The 19,005-nt window shown below is 65.4% G+C and carries 24 protein-coding genes and 2 pseudogenes; 10 read left to right on the forward strand and 16 right to left on the reverse strand.

What is annotated here, in order from left to right; genetic code table 11:
* Positions 1-81 precede the first annotated feature (81 nt).
* The 3 genes from ACQP1T_RS07060 (at position 82) to ACQP1T_RS07070 (ending at position 1,953) form a co-directional block, all read left to right on the forward strand.
* Positions 82-237: a hypothetical protein gene (locus tag ACQP1T_RS07060; RefSeq protein WP_433759127.1), complete on the forward strand. Its 156-nt coding sequence runs from the start codon at positions 82-84 to the stop codon at positions 235-237.
* Positions 234-1,232: an RNA polymerase subunit sigma-70 gene (locus tag ACQP1T_RS07065; protein WP_433759128.1), complete on the forward strand. Its 999-nt coding sequence runs from the start codon at positions 234-236 to the stop codon at positions 1,230-1,232. Before ACQP1T_RS07060 ends, ACQP1T_RS07065 begins: the two co-directional genes overlap by 4 nt.
* A 283-nt stretch (positions 1,233-1,515) precedes the next feature.
* Positions 1,516-1,953 carry a GtrA family protein gene (locus tag ACQP1T_RS07070; RefSeq protein WP_433762033.1) on the forward strand — a complete coding sequence of 146 codons (438 nt, stop codon included), beginning with the start codon at positions 1,516-1,518 and terminating at the stop codon, positions 1,951-1,953.
* An 89-nt stretch (positions 1,954-2,042) separates the two neighbouring features.
* On the opposite strand, the gene ACQP1T_RS07075 is transcribed toward ACQP1T_RS07070, so the two are convergent.
* Genes ACQP1T_RS07075 through ACQP1T_RS07085 form a run of 3 tightly spaced genes read right to left on the reverse strand, consistent with a single transcriptional unit; the run spans position 2,043 to position 3,480 of the window.
* Positions 2,043-2,255 (reverse strand): DUF397 domain-containing protein, encoded by a 213-nt coding sequence (locus ACQP1T_RS07075; protein WP_433759130.1) that lies wholly within the window; start codon positions 2,253-2,255, stop codon positions 2,043-2,045.
* Positions 2,252-2,458, reverse strand: coding sequence for a DUF397 domain-containing protein (locus ACQP1T_RS07080; RefSeq protein WP_433759131.1), 207 nt, complete (start codon positions 2,456-2,458; stop codon positions 2,252-2,254). Before ACQP1T_RS07080 ends, ACQP1T_RS07075 begins: the two co-directional genes overlap by 4 nt.
* Entirely contained in the window at positions 2,455-3,480 is a 1,026-nt protein-coding gene (locus tag ACQP1T_RS07085; RefSeq protein WP_433759133.1) for a helix-turn-helix domain-containing protein, read from the reverse strand. Before ACQP1T_RS07085 ends, ACQP1T_RS07080 begins: the two co-directional genes overlap by 4 nt.
* A 304-nt stretch (positions 3,481-3,784) precedes the next feature.
* Between ACQP1T_RS07085 and ACQP1T_RS07090 the strand changes: the two genes are divergently transcribed.
* The 3 genes from ACQP1T_RS07090 (at position 3,785) to ACQP1T_RS07100 (ending at position 5,777) form a co-directional block, all read left to right on the forward strand.
* Entirely contained in the window at positions 3,785-4,051 is a 267-nt protein-coding gene (locus ACQP1T_RS07090) for a hypothetical protein (RefSeq protein ID WP_433759134.1), read from the forward strand.
* A complete protein-coding gene (locus ACQP1T_RS07095) occupies positions 4,048-4,437 on the forward strand; it encodes a hypothetical protein (protein WP_433759135.1) in 390 nt (129 codons plus the stop codon). The genes ACQP1T_RS07090 and ACQP1T_RS07095 overlap by 4 nt, the downstream gene beginning before the upstream one ends.
* A 494-nt stretch (positions 4,438-4,931) precedes the next feature.
* The gene (locus ACQP1T_RS07100) at positions 4,932-5,777 is read left to right on the forward strand and encodes a class I SAM-dependent methyltransferase (protein WP_433759136.1); all 846 of its coding nucleotides are present in this window, start codon (positions 4,932-4,934) and stop codon (positions 5,775-5,777) included.
* 84 nt (positions 5,778-5,861) lie between these two features.
* Here the strand turns inward: ACQP1T_RS07100 and ACQP1T_RS07105 are convergent.
* From ACQP1T_RS07105 to sigE, 9 genes and pseudogenes are all read right to left on the reverse strand, one after another.
* Positions 5,862-6,233, reverse strand: a pseudogene (locus ACQP1T_RS07105) (transposase); the annotation flags it as partial.
* Between the two features lie 102 nt (positions 6,234-6,335).
* Complete coding sequence (locus ACQP1T_RS07110; protein WP_433759137.1) at positions 6,336-7,412, reverse strand: XdhC family protein; 1,077 nt, start codon at positions 7,410-7,412, stop codon at positions 6,336-6,338.
* 104 nt (positions 7,413-7,516) lie between these two features.
* Positions 7,517-7,717, reverse strand: a complete 201-nt coding sequence (locus ACQP1T_RS07115; RefSeq protein ID WP_433759138.1) for a hypothetical protein — start codon at positions 7,715-7,717, stop codon at positions 7,517-7,519.
* Between the two features lie 25 nt (positions 7,718-7,742).
* Positions 7,743-8,285 (reverse strand): hypothetical protein, encoded by a 543-nt coding sequence (locus ACQP1T_RS07120; RefSeq protein ID WP_433759139.1) that lies wholly within the window; start codon positions 8,283-8,285, stop codon positions 7,743-7,745.
* 234 nt (positions 8,286-8,519) lie between these two features.
* Complete coding sequence (locus ACQP1T_RS07125; RefSeq protein ID WP_433759140.1) at positions 8,520-9,374, reverse strand: hypothetical protein; 855 nt, start codon at positions 9,372-9,374, stop codon at positions 8,520-8,522.
* A gap of 261 nt (positions 9,375-9,635) precedes the next feature.
* On the reverse strand, positions 9,636-10,052 hold the full coding sequence (gene tatB, locus ACQP1T_RS07130) for a Sec-independent protein translocase protein TatB (protein ID WP_433759141.1): 417 nt from the start codon (positions 10,050-10,052) through the stop codon (positions 9,636-9,638).
* 55 nt (positions 10,053-10,107) lie between these two features.
* Complete coding sequence (locus ACQP1T_RS07135; RefSeq protein WP_433759142.1) at positions 10,108-11,661, reverse strand: trypsin-like peptidase domain-containing protein; 1,554 nt, start codon at positions 11,659-11,661, stop codon at positions 10,108-10,110.
* A 10-nt stretch (positions 11,662-11,671) separates the two neighbouring features.
* Positions 11,672-12,058, reverse strand: a complete 387-nt coding sequence (locus ACQP1T_RS07140) for a hypothetical protein (protein WP_040695126.1) — start codon at positions 12,056-12,058, stop codon at positions 11,672-11,674.
* A gap of 89 nt (positions 12,059-12,147) precedes the next feature.
* Positions 12,148-12,753, reverse strand: a complete 606-nt coding sequence (gene sigE / locus ACQP1T_RS07145) for an RNA polymerase sigma factor SigE (RefSeq protein ID WP_433762035.1) — start codon at positions 12,751-12,753, stop codon at positions 12,148-12,150.
* A gap of 390 nt (positions 12,754-13,143) precedes the next feature.
* On the opposite strand from sigE, the gene ACQP1T_RS07150 reads away from it, so the two are divergent.
* From ACQP1T_RS07150 to ACQP1T_RS07160, 3 genes are all read left to right on the forward strand, one after another.
* Complete coding sequence (locus ACQP1T_RS07150) at positions 13,144-13,776, forward strand: O-methyltransferase (protein WP_433759143.1); 633 nt, start codon at positions 13,144-13,146, stop codon at positions 13,774-13,776.
* Between the two features lie 121 nt (positions 13,777-13,897).
* Positions 13,898-14,152, forward strand: a complete 255-nt coding sequence (locus ACQP1T_RS07155) for a hypothetical protein (protein ID WP_433759144.1) — start codon at positions 13,898-13,900, stop codon at positions 14,150-14,152.
* Between the two features lie 64 nt (positions 14,153-14,216).
* Positions 14,217-14,435 carry a hypothetical protein gene (locus ACQP1T_RS07160; RefSeq protein ID WP_433759145.1) on the forward strand — a complete coding sequence of 73 codons (219 nt, stop codon included), beginning with the start codon at positions 14,217-14,219 and terminating at the stop codon, positions 14,433-14,435.
* Positions 14,436-14,444: 9 nt separating this feature from the next.
* On the opposite strand, the gene glgC is transcribed toward ACQP1T_RS07160, so the two are convergent.
* A complete protein-coding gene (gene glgC / locus ACQP1T_RS07165; protein ID WP_433759146.1) occupies positions 14,445-15,659 on the reverse strand; it encodes a glucose-1-phosphate adenylyltransferase in 1,215 nt (404 codons plus the stop codon).
* Positions 15,660-15,796: 137 nt separating this feature from the next.
* On the opposite strand from glgC, the gene glgA reads away from it, so the two are divergent.
* Entirely contained in the window at positions 15,797-16,954 is a 1,158-nt protein-coding gene (gene glgA, locus ACQP1T_RS07170; protein WP_433762037.1) for a glycogen synthase, read from the forward strand.
* Here the strand turns inward: glgA and ACQP1T_RS07175 are convergent.
* From ACQP1T_RS07175 to ACQP1T_RS07185, 3 genes and pseudogenes are all read right to left on the reverse strand, one after another.
* On the reverse strand, positions 16,930-17,760 hold the full coding sequence (locus tag ACQP1T_RS07175) for a putative RNA methyltransferase (protein ID WP_433759147.1): 831 nt from the start codon (positions 17,758-17,760) through the stop codon (positions 16,930-16,932). The two genes, glgA and ACQP1T_RS07175, sit on opposite strands and share 25 nt — an antisense overlap.
* Before the next feature lie 16 nt (positions 17,761-17,776).
* Entirely contained in the window at positions 17,777-17,944 is a 168-nt protein-coding gene (locus ACQP1T_RS07180; protein ID WP_011211259.1) for a DUF3117 domain-containing protein, read from the reverse strand.
* A 183-nt stretch (positions 17,945-18,127) separates the two neighbouring features.
* Positions 18,128-18,706, reverse strand: a pseudogene (locus ACQP1T_RS07185) (DNA-3-methyladenine glycosylase I); the annotation flags it as partial.
* Between the last annotated feature and the right edge of the window lie 299 nt (positions 18,707-19,005).

The following is a 19,005-nucleotide window of genomic DNA, read 5'->3' on the forward strand; positions in this document are numbered from 1 at the left end:
TTCGATTCCTTTGCAACAGCGTCCCGGTCGTAATGGGTGACGGTCCCGAGCGGCGGGACCGATCGGGACAAGGAGCAGTGCATGGCAGGTAGGCGATCCACGACGGTGGTTGAGCCGTACTGGGGGTGGTTGACGGTTCCGGCGGAGTGGATGCCGCGAGACAACCGCCTGTCGGTGGACGAGTGGGATGCGATCGCGCATCCGGCCGCCCGGCCGCGTCCTAAACTCGCGATATGACGGCGGACGCGCTGGCGGCGGCGAACCAGGACCGGTTCGCCGCCGAAACCGAGCGATTCCGTAGGGAGTTGCTGGCGCACTGCTACCGGATGGTCGGCTCGGCCCACGACGCGGAGGACCTGGTACAGGAAACGTATCTGCGGGCATGGCGTTCCTATGCCGGATTCGAGGGCCGCGCGTCGATTCGGGCCTGGCTCTACAAGATCGCCACCAATGTCTGCCTGACCGCGTTGGCGGCGCACCGGATCCGGGTGCTGCCCTCGGGCCTGGCAGGTCCGTATGACGGACCCGATCGCCCGCCGAGTCACGTTGCGCCGGATGAGGTTTCGTGGCTGGAACCGTTCCCGGACGGGTGGGTCACCCCGTCCGCCGACGATCCGGCCGCGGCGGTGATCGCCCGCGAGTCGCTACGGCTGGCACTCATCGCCAGCCTGCAGCACCTGCCAGCCCGTCAGCGCGCGATCCTCATCCTGCGCGAGGTGCTGGCGTTCTCCGCGGCCGAAACCGCGCAGATCCTCGACACCACAACGGCGGCGGTCAAGAGCGGTCTACAGCGCGCCCGCGCCCGACTGGACGAACTGGAGCCGGAGTCCGAGCAACTGCTCGAACCGACCGACCCGCGAGCGCGCGCACTACTCGACGGCTATATCGCAGCCTTCGAACGCTCCGACGCCGGTCTGCTGGAACAAGTACTGCGCACCGACGCCACACTCGAGTCGACGCCATTCCGCGAATGGTACGCAGGCCGGAAGAACTGCATCCACATGCTCGACGCGTACGTGCTCGACACGCCCGGCACCTGGCGGATGCTCGCTACCACAGCCAACGGCCAACCCGCCGCCGTCATCTACCGGGACGCCGACGGTGCTTTCCGAGCAAACGGCATCGTGGTACTGGCCCCGACAGCGACCAGTGCCTCCCAGGTGGTCGCATTCCACGATCCGGCACTGGTCGCAATGTTCGGCTTCCCGGATCTGCTCGCAAACCGGAAGTAGCACCTCGTCCGATCCGGCCGGACTTCACGGCCCCTGAATGATCCGCCGACCAACCCGATATCGACTTCCGGACCGGACCAGCAACTGAACCGAGCGCATCTCCCGACGACCGGACACCGGCGGGAAGCTCGTGTCAGATCGGCGTCAGGTCGGTATCAGCCGGGCTGGCGACAGTATTCGGGTGAACAGCACAGCAATCGCCGCTTCCGGGCTGCGGAAGGCCCACGGGGACAACACGATCCTCGATGGCATCGATCTGACTATCAGCGCTGGCACGTACCCGATGCTGCGCACGGAATGGCTCGACCGACTCGCACGCGTGACGCAGTATCTGCGCGGCGATCACGCCTTCGCCCAGCTGATCCGCTTCACCCTGGTCGGCGGCTCCAGCAACATCGCCTATGTCCTGCTGTTCACGGCCATGAACGGGATCGGCCCGCTGGTCGCCCACATCACCGGCTCGATCGTCAGCACGGTGATCGCGAACGAACTACACCGGCAGCTCACCTTCCACGCGGCCGGACGGGTCGGCTGGGTGACCGCACAGTGGGAAGGCGGCGGCCTGGCGCTGATCGGCTTGCTGATCAGTACGGCAGCGCTGGCCGGTGTCGAGTTCTGGGCACCCGGCATCGGCGAGACCGCACAGGCGGGCGCCGTGATCGCCATCATGGCGGCGGTCGGCGGTATGCGCTTCCTGGCACTGCGCGGGTTCGTCTTCTGAAAAGTGCCTCGAGCCTGTAAGTCCCTTGCGCCGGGAGATATGGCAAGCGGCCCTGTCCCGGAACAGGGCCGCTGGATGTCGGTTAGCGGCTAGGCGTTGGGCCGGTTGAATTCCCCATCTTGTACGCCTGCCATGAAGGCGTCCCATTCACCGGGCGTGAAGACGAGAGCAGGACCAGTCGGATTCTTGGAGTCGCGGACACCAATGTGCCCGGCTGCAAGCCAAGCGACTTCCACGCACGCTTCCTTGCCGCTACTCGCGCTCGCTTTGAACCACTGTGCGCCCGTGGGGGCAATGGTCACCGGTCGTATCGCCTTGCTTGTCTCACGACAGCGGTGAAGGCGTCCCATTCACTGGGGGTGAAGGTCAATGCGGGGCCGTCGGGCTTCTTGGAATGACGGACTCCGACGTGCCCCCCTGGGAGCCAAGCTATTTCGACGCATTCGTCCTTGCCGCTGCTACGCGACGACTTGAACCACTGTGCATCCGATAGGTCGATGGTCACTGGTCGTATCTCCTTGCTATCTTCCTGATTCGATCTCGGGATAGTTGCTCGTCCAGCGCGGCGGTCCGGAGGGTTTCGTGGAGTGCGCGAATGCGCTTCACCTCTTCGTCGCCTTCGAAAAACATCGAACCCATTGCGGCTTCGGTGTAGACCACGGATGGCTCGTTGTCCGGGAAATCGAGGATGATATGAGGCGGCATGACGATCCCGGTCGGGATACCGGCTGTGAACGGCAGCACACGGACCGTCACATTGTCGCGGGTACTCAAATCGGCTATATGGCGCAATTGATCACGCATGATCGGGCTGGATCCGATGACGGAGTACAAAACGTTCTCCTGCAAAATAAACTCCGCCCGAATCGCCAAATGTGGGCGGGTGAGTATCCTCGCGCGCTGCATACGGAGATCCACCCGCGTATTGATCTCGTCTGGCGGGTCGTCCCGCCCGCCGAGCCGCTGCAGAGTTCTGGCATAGTCGGCTGTTTGCAGCAGACCGGGTATGAAGACCGGCTGATAGAACCAGACTTCCGACGCAAACGATTCCAGCTCGAGATATGTACTGAATATCTGCGATATCGCGTGCTGACGGTCGTGGTACCACACTTTGACATTAGCTTGGCGCGCAAGAGCTTTCAGATACTCGGTCCGCGCGTCCGGTAGGCAGTAGTACCGGCTCAGGTAGTCCACTTCCATTTCCCGGACCTTCTCATACTGCCCCAACTCGATCCGACTCAGCGTAGCGCGGCTGATCCCCGTCGCTGCCGCTACTTGATCGAGCGTCAAACCTCGCGCCTGGCGTGCGTCTCGTAGCGCTCGCCCCAACTGGCGACGAGGCAGTGTCGTGCCGCTGAGGTCTGCCTTTCTCGGCATAGTCGTTCCCCTGCTTCTCAACTGGTGCACCTGCTGTTTCTCAGTCTGAGAAACAGCGTTGGTGACTCTCAAGAATGATGCTGGGCGTTCTCGCCCCTTATAGAGACTCTTGTTCAGAGACTCCTTGCCCAGCCCGACCTGCGCCACCATATCCCCATGCCCCAGCAGGAAGGAAGCCTCTCGGTACCGCAAGCGCGCGCCTTACGGGCGCTGAGCTGCGGCGGGATGCTCACCGAACGGCAAATCAAGATTTCCGCGAGTCTCACCGCGTGGACCACCCGGCAAACCGTGGCGAACCTCGCCAGCCGGAACCTGATCGTTGCCGGAGCCCGGCGGGGTCGGTACGAGATCACGCAGCTAGGTCGAAACACCTTGGCGACAAAGGCATCTGATTACGGCACGGCGAAGGCAAGGGGCAACCGATAGTTCGATCGGCCCGAAGTGGGAGGGCGAGATGCACGAGATCCATCGGACCGAGATCGGCGGCCTACAGGCCACCTGGCGACTGAATCATCTACGACAGGTCGAAATCATGAACTTACACAACACATCTGAGGCGCTACCGATCATCACATTCGGACCCAGCTCGTATCCGGATCTGGTCCAAGCGCGGCACCAGTGGCCGAAGCTGGCGCAACTGTGGGATGCCGTCCGCCACGAATTGTGGGCGGAGCTGATTCCCAGGTGTCGGCCGCCGATCACGGCCCGGTACCCGCAGTGACCCCCGAAAAGCCACCGGACGAGCGGCACGCGAATGAACTGCCCTCGATCCGAGAGTGGTTGCGCGCCATCGAGAATGCCGCTGGCGCTGACCATCACGTCGAGCGCGAGCCGAATCCGCCCTTCGGTTGGAACCTTATCGACAGTTCGGGCGCGATCGTGTGCAGCGGGAGCTTGGATCGGCTCGACCAGTGGCTCATCCGCCGGAACGCCGAATCCGAACCGTCAGCGGATGAGGCGAATAACCCTTTGCCGCAACGGATTCCGGACGCGTCGGGGCACGTTCCAGTCGGGTCGGCGACACTCCTACCGGTCGAACTGATGACCCGGTTCTCCACCGCGGTGACCGAATGGGCCGCTCAACCGCCGGATGCCTCATCCGCTTAGCTCACCTGCGTCGACAAACCGCGAAAGAAGGCGGCAACTAACTGTCTTGCGGTGGTCCTATAGATCGTCAAGCCCAAGCGGTGGGTGATTCGCGCGATCGCCGCGCGGTAGCTGCATGAGCCTGGCGCCTAATCCGAACGCACTACTTTGCCGAGGAGCGGGCGTCTCGCTTCCGGTGATTGGATCGCCAGCAGCAGTCCAGCGTTCTATGCGGGCTGGCCTCACGGCCTCGGCATAGTCGCGTTTTGTCCGTTTATTCATGCGGGGTCGAGTCGGAGGGCCTCGGGGTCCTGGTGGTGTCCCGGGCGTGGTGGCGTGCAGGCGGCTGTGATGCTGGCGTGCATGGCCGTTTTGGAGTATCCCGATGGTGAGCAGATCGTGGCGGCCAGGCGATCTGGCTATGGCCGTCAGGGCGCTTCAGGCGCATCCTGTGAAGTGCGCAGAGTGGGCGAGCGTGGTCGGCATGCTGGGTTCTGGCCGGCGAGGAGGAATGCATGGAAAGCGCGCCGAGCAGGACGGCGATGTTTGCGGCCGTGTCGCGTGGATTGTTTCGCCTGGAGACGGCGTCGCCGTGGGTACTGGACGATGTGCTGGCCCTGGTGCTTGTCGGCCCGGTATGGCAGCAGCTGCGAGACCAGTTCGATCCGCTGTTCCCCGGCCCGGTCCGTCGCGAATCCCGCGCGGCTGTCTGCACCCGCAGCCGGTACGCCGAGGACCGGCTGGCTTCGGGCGCGTTCACGCAGTACGTGATTCTTGGCGCGGGGCTTGACTCGTTCGCGTGGCGGCGGCCGGATCTGCTCGGCTCGCTGACTGTGTTCGAGGTTGATCACCCTGCCTCCCAGGCCTGGAAGCTCGAGCGGGTCAGGGAACTCGGCCTGCCGCTCAGCGACTCGCAGGTATTCGTGCCGGCTGATTTCGAGGCCGGACCGGTTCAGGATGCTCTGGGCCCGGCCGGGTTCGACTGGGCGCAGCCGGCGATGTTCTGCTGGACGGGCGTCGCCCCCTATCTGACGGCACAGGCGATCGAGTCGGGGTTGCGCACGATCGCGGCGGCTGCTCCCGGGTCTGAGGTGGTGTTCTCCTACCGGGCCGAGGACTGCGCGCTCGACGACGTGGGGACGGAATTCGCCCGTATCTACACACCGATCGCGGCTTCTGTCGGCGAGCCTCTTCAGCCTGGCTGGCCGGTATCCGAGATCGAGAGGCTGATCAGCCGGTGCGGGCTGAAGGTCGTGGACCATCCCGCACGTGCAGACCTCCAGCAGCGGTACTTCGCCGGCCGTACCGACGGCCTGCGGCCCTATACCTTCGAGACCCTGGTGGCCGCACGGGTCACCTGAGCGAGCGCAGGCCACGTCCGGCAACTTCACCCCTCTGCGAGGGCCAGGCGGTGACGGTACGGCAGAGGAGCACGATAAAGCCGCCTACCGAGTACGTGTCTCAGGTTGCTGAGGGCTGTCTAGTTGCGCTCGTGGCTGGGCTAGGTCGGTCATGATGGCTCGATAGGCTTGGCGGGCGATGTAGCGCTCGAGACAGCGGATGATTTCGCGTTTGGACAAGCCGTCGGTGGTGCGTCTGGCGACGTAGGCGCGGGTGTCTGGATCGTGGCGCATACGGACGACAGCGATCATGTGCAGTGCGGCGTTGGCGTCGCGGTCGCCGAACGGGTTCAGCCGGTGGCGGCGGGTTTTGCCGCTGCTGGCCGGGATCGGGTTCGCGGCGCACAGCGCGGCGAACGCGGACTCCGAGCGCAGTCGGTCGGGGTTGCCGCCCGCGTTGACCAACAGCTGTCCCGCGTGGTGGGTGAGAAGTCCGGGTGTGCCGTGCTCGAGCTTGCCGGTGTATCGATCACGTTGGATCTTGCGGCACTGGTAAGTGGCAGGGCGTAGATCGCTGAGTCAGTGGTGGATCGGGCCGTCCGTTCGTGCGAGCGGCTGCGCGGACGCACCACCGCGCTCGGCGAGGATCTGGGCGGCGATGGATATCGCGGTCTCGTCGGGCGTATGGGCGTTGAGATCAAGGCCGAGTGGGCTTTTCAGGCGTGCCAGCTGATCGTCGGTGATGCCGGCGGCGCGTAGGCGTTCGGTGCGTTCGGCGTGCGTGCGCCGCGAACCGAGTGCGCCGACGAAACCGAGTCGTTCGATGCCCAATGCCGCCGCGAGCATCGGCACATCGAATTTGGTGTCGTGGGTGAGGACACAGACCACGGTGCGCGCATCGATGCGTCCGGCGGCGTGCTCGGCGGTCAGATAGCGGTGCGGCCAGTCGACGACCACCTCGTGGGCGGAAGGGAATCGGGCTGGGGTGGCGAAGGTTTCGCGGGCATCTACGACGGTGACGCGGTAGCCGAGTTGGCGGCCGGTGCGGGCGAGAGCGCGGACGAAGTCATTGGCTCCCGCCAGGATCATGCGGGCCGGTGCGGCGAAGGTCTGGACGAAGACGCGCGGGCGCGGGGCCTGCACCGTTTCGCATTCGTCCGAGCCGACCAGACCGCTGTGCCCGGCGTCGAGCAGCGCCCGCCCGTCCCGGTCGACGCCGCGCCACGGCTCGGAATCGCCGGGGCGCAAGAGTTTCCAGTCCGGGGCGGCATCCAGCGTGGTGGCCAGCGCTACCGGCTCACCCGCCGCGATCGCCGCGCGCAATGCCGACAGTACCGGCAGCCGATTCTCATCGACGCGTTCGACGAAGACCTCGATCTCGCCACCGCAGGTCAGACCGACCGCGAGACCGTCGCCCTCGGCATACCCGAACCGGTCCGATACCGCATGCCCGCTGGCCAGCACTTCCCGCGCCGACTCCACCACCGTGGCCTCGACACAGCCGCCCGATAACGAGCCGAGCACCTCACCGTCCGCGGTAACCACCATCGCCGCGCCCAATTCGCGCGGCCCCGGTCCGGTCGCATCCACAATGCGCGCCAATGCCACCGGCTCCCGACCGGCCAGCTGCACCAACTGTTCGAGCATCGTGCGCACGGCCACCGATCCTTTCCCGGGCGGAGCCTTCCGAACCGAATGCGGACTCGACGTGAACAGCAGCGTTGTCGTCGCTGCCACCAAGCCTAGCTACCGACCAGTTCCTATGCGCTGCGGCCGAGTTCCCGCGGTGCGGCGTCCTCGACACCGTCCGGATGCAATCGCTCGGCCTCCTCGGCCAACCGCGCCTGCAGATCCGCGACGGTCAGATGAGTGCGGTTGGGTCGTGGCCACACCAGCATCGTGACCACCGCGGCGATCACGGCGACAACAAGTACGACACTCACGATCACGATGACATTCATGCTCGTCCCCTCCAGACATTGCGCATCAATCGAGAACCTCACGAAGCTGGAAGCCCGCCGGGATATCCCCGCTGTGGAAGTAGGTCGCGAATACCTCGGCCGCATGTTCGGCGTCGAAGATCTCGTCGGGGTACACCCGCAGTAGTTCGGTCCCATTCGGCACATCGACGCCCGGGTGGCCGACGCGTTCGCCGGGCAGGCCGAGCAGGTAGCGGCGCGGCGTCCCGTCGGCCTCGGTGCACAGCTCGATGACCAGCACTTCGGCCGATCCGATGCATGCCACGTAGTTCCTGCCCGGCGCGGCGCTGAGCGTCGCGGTGATCTCGGACGCGGGCATCGGCTGCGGCAGCCGCGTGAGATTCACCGAGTAGGAATCGAATCCGTCCAGTCTGCGCAGCGGGCGCAGGAAGTTGATCACGGAATCGTCCGGGCCGATGAAGACCTTCAGTCGATCGCTGTAGGTGAGCCGATGAGTGGTGGTCATCGGTTCCGCTGCCGGACGGCCCTGTTCGAGCTGGAACCCCGACCCGAGTGCGGTACCCGCTCGCATCGGACGTGGAACATTCATCGGAAACCCACCTGCCACCATGGTTATCGACCAGCTAACTCAGCATTGCTGCTGTCGCGCCGAGATGGAAGGTTTTGGTGATATGTGACACATCACGGTTTTGTTGCGAGCTACTGCGAGCTACCTGGGTTCTTCTAGCGCGAGCGAATATCGCGCGGCTCCGCTGAACCTCGGTGCCACGCGACGGTCGCCGTCTCTACTTGATTGCCAAAAGGTTTCCGCCAGTCGAATAATTCAGCGTCGGAGGCTGGAGATAGATCTGGGCTCGGCGTCGTGCCGATACACCGGTGTGAGCAGATCGGCATCGACCGGTTCGCCGGTGGAACGGTCGTAGCGGACGGCGACCAGCACCGAAAACAGATGTGTCGCAGCGCGTTCGTGCAACGTCGCCAATCTGGTTGCGAGCAAACGGATTGCGCCGAGCGAGCCGGGTGGATGCAGCCCGTCGATGATCAGGGCGGTGCCGCGTCCATCGGGACGCGGGAGGCGCGCGACATAGGCGATATCGTGTGGATCCGGACCGCCCGGCCGGTATACCCGTCTGGCCGCCCGATCCTCGATGCCGCGCCGGGCATCTCCGGCTCGCGCCACCGCACGCCGCAGTCGCGGATCGGCCGCGATGAGCTGACGAATGCTCGGCGAGAGTTCGGGCCCGCCGAGCACGATCAGTCCGTCGCGATTCAGGTCCACGGGGCGGCCAGGCAGGAAGTGTTCGACCGTCGCGGTGAAGCCGAGTTCGCGCAGTAGCTCCACCAGCCGTTGCGCCGCACTCGGATCCGGTGCGCCGAGCACCCGGCCGCTGCGCACCTCCGGTGCGATTACGGTCAGCGATCCGTGCCCGAAAAACAGACCTTCCGGTGCGGGACCCTGGGTACTCACCTGATGGATCCGCGCGCGGGAAAGTCCCGCCGCCGCACCGATTCTGGCGAAGGTCCAGCCCTCGGCATGAAGTTCCCTGATCACCGCCCTGCGGATACGGGTTAGTTCGTTGATGGTCTGTTGCGCCGCCGCCACCCCATCGGTGGCCGCCTTGAGTCGCTCGACTTTATCTTCGATCGCGAAAACGCGCGCCACGTCATCGGCCGACATGTGCGAAGTCTAGACATCTCGACACGATCAAGCGTCTAGTCTGCTTGACACAACAGACCCGTTGCAGCCCTTGGCAACCACAACGGAGCGAGTCTTACGAGCGACCGTTCGCGGCCCGTCTCGCGTCCGAGTCGTCGAAGCGCATGCGCCGCAGGCGCGAGTCTCGACGGCACCGCTAGCGACTGCTTGCAGGTCGCTCGAAATGGTCGGACGCGAGACACCAGGGGGCCGCGAACGGTCGCGCCGCAGGCGCGGCCGATATTACGTCGCGTCGTCGTCGATCGGCGGACGTTCGTTGCGCTCCAACGGCTTTTCGAGCTTGGGCATCGGGTAGTCCGGCATGCCGCTGCTGGCGCCGAGCAGGTCCTGTTTATCCGGGATCGCCTTCTCGAATTCGCGGAAAACCGAATCGTCGCCATTCAGAAGATGTTTGGTGACCATCTGGCGCGGCGACATCTGGCGCAGCTCGTTCAGATCGGCCAGCGGCTTACGCAGGTCCTCGAATTCGGGCCCGAGCTCCTGCTGCAGCTGCTGGGTCGCGCCGCTGGCGTAGTCGCGAACCTTGCGCAGGCTTTGCGTGGTCCAGCGAATCGCCCCGGGCAGTCGCTCCGGGCCTAGGATCACGAGGGCGGCGACGAGGAGGATGACCATCTCGCCCCAGCTGATGTTGCTGAACACGAGTCCAGGCTACCTGGGCCGATGTTGCCGAGCCGCTCCGGATTCCATCCGCCGCTCAGTCCGATTCCAGCGTGACCGGTACATCCACCTGCCTGCCATCGCGGATCAATTGCACGTTCACCGTCTCGCCGATTTTGCGCTGCTGCACGGCGACCACAAGCTCGTCCGGGCCGGTTACCTCGCGATCGCCGATCTTCACGATCACGTCGTTCTCGACGATTCCGGCCTTGGCCGCGGGGCCACCGGGTTCCACATCGGCGACGGCCGCGCCGCTCATCACATCGTTGGCGACCTGCTTGCTGCGGGCACTGAGACCGATCTTCGGGTGATGCACCTGACCGTCGTGGATCAGGGTCTGCGCGATACTGGTCACCATATCCACCGGAATAGCGAAGCCGAGGCCGACCGAACCGCCGGTCTCACTGCGGATGGCGGTATTGATGCCGATGACCCGGCCCTCCATGTCGACCAGTGCGCCACCGGAGTTACCCGGGTTGATCGAGGCGTCGGTCTGCACCGCATCGATGACGGCCTTGGTATCGCTGCCCTCCCCGGAGAGCGCGACCGGACGGTGCAGGGCGCTGACGATGCCGGAGGTGACGGTCTTGCTCAGGCCGAGCGGCGAGCCGATCGCCAGCACATCGTCACCCACCTGGACGTCCTTGGACTTGCCCAAGTTCGCGACAGTGAGATTCTTCACATCGACCTTCAGCACCGCCAGATCGGTCTTCGGATCGCGTCCGACGATATTCGCGGGCACCCGGCTGCCGTCGGAGAAGGTCACCTGAATGGCGGCCCGGTTCGACTTGTCCTGTGCCGCCATCGAAATCACGTGATTGTTGGTCGCGATGTAGCCCGCACCATCGATGACAACACCGGAACCGGTCGCGCCGTTGTCGCCGACCGTGACCCGGATCGAGACCACCGAGGGCAGCACCGCATTGGCCACCTTGGCGATCAGGCCGTGCGGGCGCTCGATCTCGCCGGACTGCTCCAGGGATACCTTGCGCGAGGTCAACGGGGACGTCGCCTCGGCGGTCAACCGCCCGACCAGTCCGCCGAGCACGCCGATGGCCAGCGCGACGGCCGCGAGCAGGGCCAACGCCTTGGGCGTCACCCGGGACCCGAAGAGCACCTCCCTGGCCGAGAGCTTTCGCGCCTGCGGCAGCGGTGCGGGGCGCGGTGTCGGGACGGCCGGTGCGCCGAGACGTGCGGCGGCATCGGGATCGCGCCACGGATCGGCCGGACCCGCCACCGGCGCACCGGTGTCGGCGGCGTCGGGATCACGCTGCAGGAGTTCGGTGGAGCCCGCGGGACGTCCGAAGGCCTCGGCGAGTACCGCGTCGGGCGGGCTGTTGTGCAGTTCCGGGCCGACCTGCGCGACACCCGAACCGGTCGACCTCGGCTGCTCGCCGAATGAACCGGCCTGGCCGGTGGGGCGGCGGAAAGTGCTCGCTGTGTGATTGTCCACGTGGGGGCGATAGACCGGGCGCGGTCCGAGTATCGGCGCGTCCGACGGCCTTAAATTACCCCGGGCTGCCGAATCGGTGGTGTCGCCTGCGGAGGGCCGCGATTCCGACGGCCCGGAATTCGTCGATTCGGTGGTCACTCGGCAAACTCTACTTGCGCCACCAGGTTGTCCACCGGGTCGCGGTGAACGAATCGGTCAGAAATCCGAAAACCGCCTCGTTGCGGGGGCTTCCGGCGGGCGGCCTTGCCGCCGCACTCGTCGCGCCGCCGGGTAGTTCGGCGAGCGGAATGCGGGTGAGGCTGTCGTGCAGATCGGTCGGAATCGACACCTGACCGGCCCGGCGCAGTGCGATCCGCGCCTGCTGCTGTGCATCGACCTCCGCCGCGCATTCGGGGCAGACGGAAAGATGTTGGGCGGCACGCAGATAGGCATTCATCCGCAGTTCGCCGTCCACATAGGCCGCGATCGCCTCGCTGGCCAGATGCTCGGTGGGACGGAAACGGGGACGACCTGACGTGCTGGCGTCGCCACTCATTCAGTGCTCACCCTTCCAACCGACTCATCCACTTCTGCGCTCGACCGAACGGATATCCGGCCGCCGGGTGCGGTGCGGCTCGCGCCGGATCACCCCAGGTTCGCGTCAGCGGCGAACCGCTGCTCACTTCCATTATGCGCAAGGTAGTCGCGCAGCGCCTGACGGCCGCGGTGGATGCGGCTGCGCACGGTGCCGAGCTTGACACCGAGAGTCGCACCGATCTCTTCGTAGGACAGACCCTCGATATCACAGAGCACGACCGCCGCGCGGAATTCCGGAGCCAGCGAATCCAGGGCGGATTGCAGGTCGGGATCCAGGCGGGCGTCGTGATAGGCCTGCTCCGGGCTCGGGCCATCGGCGGGCACCCGGTCGTAATCCTCGGGCAGCGCCTCCATCCGGATCCGGTTGCGCCTGCGCACCATGTCCAGGAAGAGGTTCGTGGTGATGCGGTGCAGCCAGCCCTCGAAGGTGCCCGGCTGGTAATTCGACAGCGAACGGAATACCCGGATGAAGGTTTCCTGGGTCAGATCATCGGCGTCCTGAGCGTCGCCGGAAAGTCGGTAGGCCAGCCGGTACACCCGGTCGGCATGTTCGCGGACCAACTCGTCCCAGGACGGCATCGCGGAACGGTCGCCCGTCGCGTCGAAGGCCGCGGTACCCGTCAGCTCGACTTCGGTGATGTCCTCGTCGTGCATTTCGGCCTCCGTCGGGAGAACTTGCGCCGCTTCCGTCGGGAGAGCTTGCGCTGGCAGGGTGGCGAACTCGCGCGCCGCATCGACCATGTGGATGGTGATACCTCCTACTCGGGACCGTGACTGCGGATCTAGTGGCGATCCGGGTCTCGGATCGTCACGTACGGTTACAACAGACGATCGGTATGTCGTTGTTCCCGCGTCCCCGTGCCATACGGTCGGCTGGTCTTGCTTGCCCATACTCTTTCTTGCCTCGATATGCCGCGGGTATGGAGATCCTGAGGGACACCTGAGAATCCGCCCCCGCCCCCGACAAACAATTAATCGCACGGCCACGGGATAACGCTTCACCGCTGAGCCAAACTTGCGACTTCGTGCCCTAGATTCATAGGCGTGGCATCGAATCTGGAGCGAAATCTCTCCTACGTGGAGGAATCCGTCGTGGAAGACGAGGTCCTCGTCAGCGCGCGTGAGCGGGCCACTGAACTCGGTGCGTTACCCGTACCACCCTCGGTCGGCGCCCTGCTGAGCATGTATGCCCAGCTGCTCGGCGCGCGTGCGGTGGTCGAGGTGGGGACGGGCGCGGGGATCAGCGGGCTGTGGCTACTCGATGGCATGCGCGAGGACGGGACCCTGACCACCATCGATTCCGAACCCGAGCATCAACGCGCGGCCAAGGAGGCATTCCGCACCGCCGAGATCCCGCCCGCGCGTACCCGATTGATCAACGGCCGAGCCCTCGACGTGCTGCCCCGACTCGCCGACGGTGCCTATGACCTGGTGTTCATCGATGCGGCCCCGCTCGAGCATCCGCAATACGTCACCCAGGCCGTGCGCTTGCTGCGGGCGGGCGGTGCGATCCTGCTGCACAACGCGCTGCTCGGCGGCCGGGTTCCGGACCAGAGCCAGCGCGATCCGGCGACCCAGGCGGTGCGTGCCGCGACCAGGGCGATCGCCGAGGATCCCGAACTCACCAGCGTACTGATCCCGGTCGGCGACGGTCTGCTCTGCGCATCGCGCGGCTAGTAACCGTCCAGCTATTCATAAACGTTGGGAGCGTGTCGATTTCGTCGGCCATGTGCTGATTTCACCGCCGCCGGACGGGTATTCGAGCTTATGCCAGGTTCGACGACGGCAAGGTACGCCCATGGTGTGGGAGCACGGATCCCGGATCCTAGAAATCGGCCATATCGGCCACGTGGTCAATGAGGGACGAACACGCGTCGGCGGTTGTCTGCTGCCCGCCCTCGGCTTTCTGATTTTCATCATGATGCTGGCCGTGGTGGTGCTGGTGTGGGTCAGCAATGCCGATTTCGGCACCGAGCGAACTAAAGTCCCGCTGACTCCCGGTCCCTGCGAACCGTTCTGCACCGTCGCACCATCGCAACCCGGCCCGCGATAACCGTCGAAATATTTCGCGCGAAACCGCCACCGACTGGGTATCAAGGAGTAGAGGATGGCCCGGGGTGGCAATCGGGGAGAGGTTCGGCGTGTTTCGCGATGACGATGATCGAGACCCGATCAACTGGGGCCGGTCCGCGATCATTCTCGTGCTGGTGCTCGGTCTCGCCGTTGTGCTGATGCTATTGGTCGTCACCGCGGATTTCGGCGATAAGTCGCCGACCACGACCGTGCCGAAAACACCGGGTGCCTGCGCGCCGTTCTGTCCGTCGAACTCGCGGTAGCGATTTCGACTAGACCCAGACGCCCTTGCCGACGGTCACCACGCCGCCGTTGCTGACCGCGAAGCGATCCCGATCCCGGTCCAGATCCACGCCGATGATCTCGCCCTCGCCCACGACCACGTTCTTGTCCAGAATCGCACGCCGCACCACCGCGCCGCGCCCGATCCGGACACCTGGCATCAGCACACTGCCCTCCACGGTCGCGCCGTCGTCGACCATGACGTTGGAACTGAGCACCGAATTGCGCACGGTCGCGGCCGAGAGAATGCAACCGGCGCCGATCACGCACTCCTGGGCGAGCCCACCCTGCGCGAACTTGGCGGGCGGCAGATTTTCCGCCGCTCCGCGAATGGGCCAGTGCTTGTTGTAGAGGTTGAAGACCGGATGCACCGAGACGAGATCCATATGGGCCTCGTAGAAGGCGTCGATGGTGCCGACATCGCGCCAGTAGCCGCGGTCGCGTTCGGTGGCGCCGGGCACCTCGTTGTCGGCGAAGTCATAGACCGAGGCCTCGCCCGCGGCGACCAGCGCCGGGATGATGTCGCCACCCATATCGTGATCGGAATCGGAGTTGTCGGAGTCGGCACGAATCGAATCGACCAGCACCTTGGTGGTGAAGACGTAATTTCCCATCGAGGCGAAGGTGACGTTCGGATCGTCCGGGGTGCCCGGCGGATGCGCGGGCTTCTCCAGGAATTGGGTGATCCGCCCGGACTCGTCGGAGTCGATACAGCCGAACGCACTCGCCTCGCTGCGCGGCACCCTGATCCCCGCGACCGTCACGCCCGCACCTGAATCGATGTGGTGCTGGACCATCTGCTCCGGATCCATCCGGTACACGTGATCCGCGCCGAAGACCACGATGTAATCCGGATCCTCGTCGTAGATCAGGTTGAGCGACTGCATGATCGCGTCGGCGCTGCCGGTGTACCAGCGCGGACCCAGCCGCTGCTGCGCGGGCACCGGCGTGATGTATTCACCGGCGAAACCGGAAAGCCGCCAGGTCTGCGAGATGTGCCGGTCCAGTGAATGCGATTTGTACTGGGTTAGCACACACAGGCGCAGATAGCCCGCGTTGACGAGATTGCTGAGTACGAAGTCGATCAATCGATAGGCACCGCCGAAGGGGACAGCTGGTTTGGCCCGATCCGCGGTGAGGGGGAACAGGCGCTTACCCTCGCCACCGGCGAGCACGATCCCGAGTACGTGCGGCTGGCTCCTCACATCTGCCAAACTACCGCGCGAGGCGGGTACAGGTGGCCCATGCCAAAGTGAACGTCTAGTTTGAAGCCGTGAGTTTCGGCACGGGCGGCGGGGGTGCGGGGGCGGGAGCCGGCGATCATGACCGGCTTCGAGTAGCCATGTTGACGCGCGAATATCCCCCCGAGGTGTATGGCGGGGCAGGTGTCCACGTCACCCAGTTGGCTGCGCAATTGCGGCAGTTGTGTGAGGTGACCGTGCATTGCATGGGTGTGCAACGCGCGGATGCCGTGGTGCATCAACCGGATCCGATGCTCTACGCCGCCAACGCCGCGATGCAGATGATGTCGGCCCAATTGCGGATGGCCGATGCCGCGGGCGAGGTGCACGTGGTGCATTCGCATACCTGGTACACCGGGCTCGCCGGGCACCTCGCTGCGACCCTCTACGGCATACCGCACGTGTTGACCGCGCATTCGCTGGAGCCGCGGCGGCCGTGGAAGGCCGAACAACTCGGCGGCGGCTACCGGCTGTCGTCCTGGTCGGAGCGCAATGCCGTGGAATACGCCGACGCGATCATCGCGGTGAGCGAAGGTATGCGCCACGACGTGCTCGACGCCTATCCGACGATCGATCCGGACCGGGTTCATGTGGTGCACAACGGCATCGACGCGACCGTCTGGCACCCGGGACCGCCCGCCGGGCCATCGCGCACCATCCTGGACGAATTGGGTGTGCGGACCGACCGGCCGATGGTGGCGTTCGTCGGTCGCATCACCCGGCAGAAGGGGGTCGGGCATCTGCTCGCCGCCGCCCGCGAATTCGATCCGGAGATCCAATTGGTGCTGTGCGCGGGCGCGCCGGACACCCGCGAACTGGAAGCCGAAGTGGCCGCGGCCGTCGCGGAACTCAGCAAGGCGCGCGGCAATGTGTTCTGGGTGCGCGAGATGCTGCCGACCGAGCAGATCCGCCAGATTCTGGCCGCCGCCACGATGTTCGTCTGCCCCTCGGTCTACGAACCGCTCGGCATCGTGAATCTCGAGGCCATGGCATGTGCGACCGCGGTGGTCGCCTCCGATGTCGGCGGCATTCCCGAGGTGGTCGTGGACGGACAGACCGGCCGCCTCGTGCATTACGACCCGAACGCGCCGGAACAGTACGAACACGATCTGGCCGCGGCGGTCAACGAGGTCGCCGGTGATCCGGTGCTCGCCGCCGAATTCGGCGCCGCCGGACGTCACCGTGCCATCGCCGAATTCGACTGGCTGCAGATCGCCACCCAAACCGTCGCGATCTACGACCAGGTCCGCAAATTCTGACGGCGGTAGGTCGAGACCTGCACCGAGGCGGTCACCTCCAGCGTGTCCGGTAGGCCATCCAGGTGGTTGGTCGCGTGGTACGCGGATGGGCCCATCGCCACCACGTTGCGGATATCGGTGCGGGTGAGTTTCATCGGATATTCGACGACGGTGCGGTCTACCGCGTCGAAGTGGCCGGACATCGTGTCGGCGAGACGGCGCTCCTTGTCCGGGTCGACCGTCACCATGCCCAGTGGGCCCACGAGTTCGGCCAAGTGGCGTGGGGTAGGTGTGGCGACGACGAAGCGGCCGTCGGCGGTGAGGACCCTGGCGACCTCGCTCGGATTACGTGGTGCGAATACCGAGACCACTCGATGCAGCGCACCGTCTCGAACCGGCAGTCCACGCCAGGCGTCGGCCAGCACCGAGGCGGCACGCGGATGGGCGCGAGCGCAGCGTCGGGCCGCCGGTTTGGCCACATCCAACGCGATGCCGACAGCCGCAACGGCATCGAGCACCGCGGCCAGGTAGTAGCCGGTTCCGGCACCCACCTCGAGCACGGCGCCGCCGTCGAGCGCCGGATCGTCGGCCGCGACGGCGGTGGCCACCGCATCGGCGATCGGCGCGAAATGTCCCCCGACCTGGAACGCGGCACGCGCGTCCAGCATCGCCGAGGTATCGCCGGTCATTTTCGTCGACGCACCGGTCAACAGACTGACATAACCCTGTTTGGCGATGTCGAAACTGTGCCCATGTCCGCAGCGCAGCGCCCGATCCCGCGACTCCATTCCGGAGCCGCATTCCGGACAGGCCAGCAGACCGGCCACATCAGCGAGTGTGGGATTAGCTGGTGACACTCTTCAGTTCGTCACCGAGCGCTGCCGCTTCATCCGGCGTGAGCTCAACGACCAAACGCCCGCCACCCTCGAGTGGAACCCGCATCACGATTCCACGCCCTTCCTTGGTTGCCTCGAGGGGACCGTCCCCGGTGCGGGGCTTCATGGCCGCCATCCTCTGCTCCCTCCAGATCTGCGCGATATGCTGCGCACTTTCTTGGAACTACAGTTGTCACCAACTAGTGAGCTCGCCGGCATTTGGCGAGCTACACCCGTCCCATTCTTCCCTATCGCCGGAGTGGACGGATACCTGAGTTCGAAATGTGACCGCTCGGCCTGTGTTGGGCCGTCCTCCCTAGACCCAGCAATCGGCGAGGTGGTCGTCGACCATTCCGGTCGCCTGCATCAGCGCATAGGCAGTCGTCGGCCCGACGAAGCGGAACCCGCGTCGCTTCAATTCTTTTGCCAGAGCTACGGATTCGGGAGTGGTCGCGGGCACCTCGGCAATCGCGCGCGGGCGCGGCCGGGCAGCCGGTGCGAAGGACCAGATCAACTCGTCCAGACCGATATCGAGGTCCGCGGCCACCCTGGCGTTGGCGATCGACGCTTCGATTTTGGCCCGGTTGCGGACGATGCCGGGATCGGCCAACAGCCGCGCCACATCGTCATCGCCGAACGCCGCCACCCGCTCGATCGCGAACCCCGCAAATGCGCTTCGGAAGGCCGGACGCTTACGCAGAATGGTGATCCAAGCCAGCCCCGACTGGAATGCCTCGAGACACATCCGCTCGAACATCGCGTCATCGCCGTGCAGCGGTCTGCCCCATTCGCTGTCGTGATAATCCCGGTAAAGCTGAGACCCCTCCGACCACGGACACCGGATCTTGCCATCGGATCCGGTCGCATCCGACGCGGACACGGCGATTTCGGCGGTCATTTCTGATCCAGCCCGAATGGCATGTGCTCCTGCGCGCCTGGGAGCTGTTGTGCGGCCGGGACTTGATGCGCGGTTGGTCCCTGCTGTGCGGTGGGGAGTTGTTGGGCGATGGGGCCCTGCTGTGCGATTGGGGCTTGCTGCGCCGCCGGGTAGTGCTGCGTGGCCGGGACTGGTTGGGCGGCTGGTGGCTCCGGCTGAGCGGTCGCGGCATTGTGCGCGCCGGGATGCTGCTGCGCGGTCGTGGTCTGTTGAGCGGTTGGGCCGTGCTGCACGCTGGGGACCTGCTGTGCGGTCATGAT

It is taken from the genome of Nocardia sp. CA-135398 (genome assembly GCF_050955845.1).
GTDB lineage: Bacteria > Actinomycetota > Actinomycetes > Mycobacteriales > Mycobacteriaceae > Nocardia.

Excerpts from the sequence above, each read along its gene's own strand:
- ACQP1T_RS07085 (WP_433759133.1), bottom strand. The coding sequence starts at position 3,480 with ATGGTGGCGCAGGTCGGGCTGGGCAAGGAGTCTCTGAACAAGAGTCTC.
- glgA (WP_433762037.1), top strand. The coding sequence starts at position 15,797 with ATGTTGACGCGCGAATATCCCCCCGAGGTGTATGGCGGGGCAGGTGTC.
- ACQP1T_RS07070 (WP_433762033.1), top strand. The coding sequence starts at position 1,516 with ATGCTGCGCACGGAATGGCTCGACCGACTCGCACGCGTGACGCAGTAT.
- ACQP1T_RS07100 (WP_433759136.1), top strand. The coding sequence starts at position 4,932 with ATGGAAAGCGCGCCGAGCAGGACGGCGATGTTTGCGGCCGTGTCGCGT.
- ACQP1T_RS07065 (WP_433759128.1), top strand. The coding sequence starts at position 234 with ATGACGGCGGACGCGCTGGCGGCGGCGAACCAGGACCGGTTCGCCGCC.
- ACQP1T_RS07180 (WP_011211259.1), bottom strand. The coding sequence starts at position 17,944 with ATGGCGGCCATGAAGCCCCGCACCGGGGACGGTCCCCTCGAGGCAACC.
- sigE (WP_433762035.1), bottom strand. The coding sequence starts at position 12,753 with ATGCACGACGAGGACATCACCGAAGTCGAGCTGACGGGTACCGCGGCC.
- ACQP1T_RS07060 (WP_433759127.1), top strand. The coding sequence starts at position 82 with ATGGCAGGTAGGCGATCCACGACGGTGGTTGAGCCGTACTGGGGGTGG.
- ACQP1T_RS07120 (WP_433759139.1), bottom strand. The coding sequence starts at position 8,285 with ATGAATGTTCCACGTCCGATGCGAGCGGGTACCGCACTCGGGTCGGGG.
- ACQP1T_RS07140 (WP_040695126.1), bottom strand. The coding sequence starts at position 12,058 with ATGAGTGGCGACGCCAGCACGTCAGGTCGTCCCCGTTTCCGTCCCACC.
- ACQP1T_RS07155 (WP_433759144.1), top strand. The coding sequence starts at position 13,898 with ATGGTGTGGGAGCACGGATCCCGGATCCTAGAAATCGGCCATATCGGC.
- ACQP1T_RS07125 (WP_433759140.1), bottom strand. The coding sequence starts at position 9,374 with ATGTCGGCCGATGACGTGGCGCGCGTTTTCGCGATCGAAGATAAAGTC.
- ACQP1T_RS07090 (WP_433759134.1), top strand. The coding sequence starts at position 3,785 with ATGCACGAGATCCATCGGACCGAGATCGGCGGCCTACAGGCCACCTGG.
- ACQP1T_RS07115 (WP_433759138.1), bottom strand. The coding sequence starts at position 7,717 with ATGAATGTCATCGTGATCGTGAGTGTCGTACTTGTTGTCGCCGTGATC.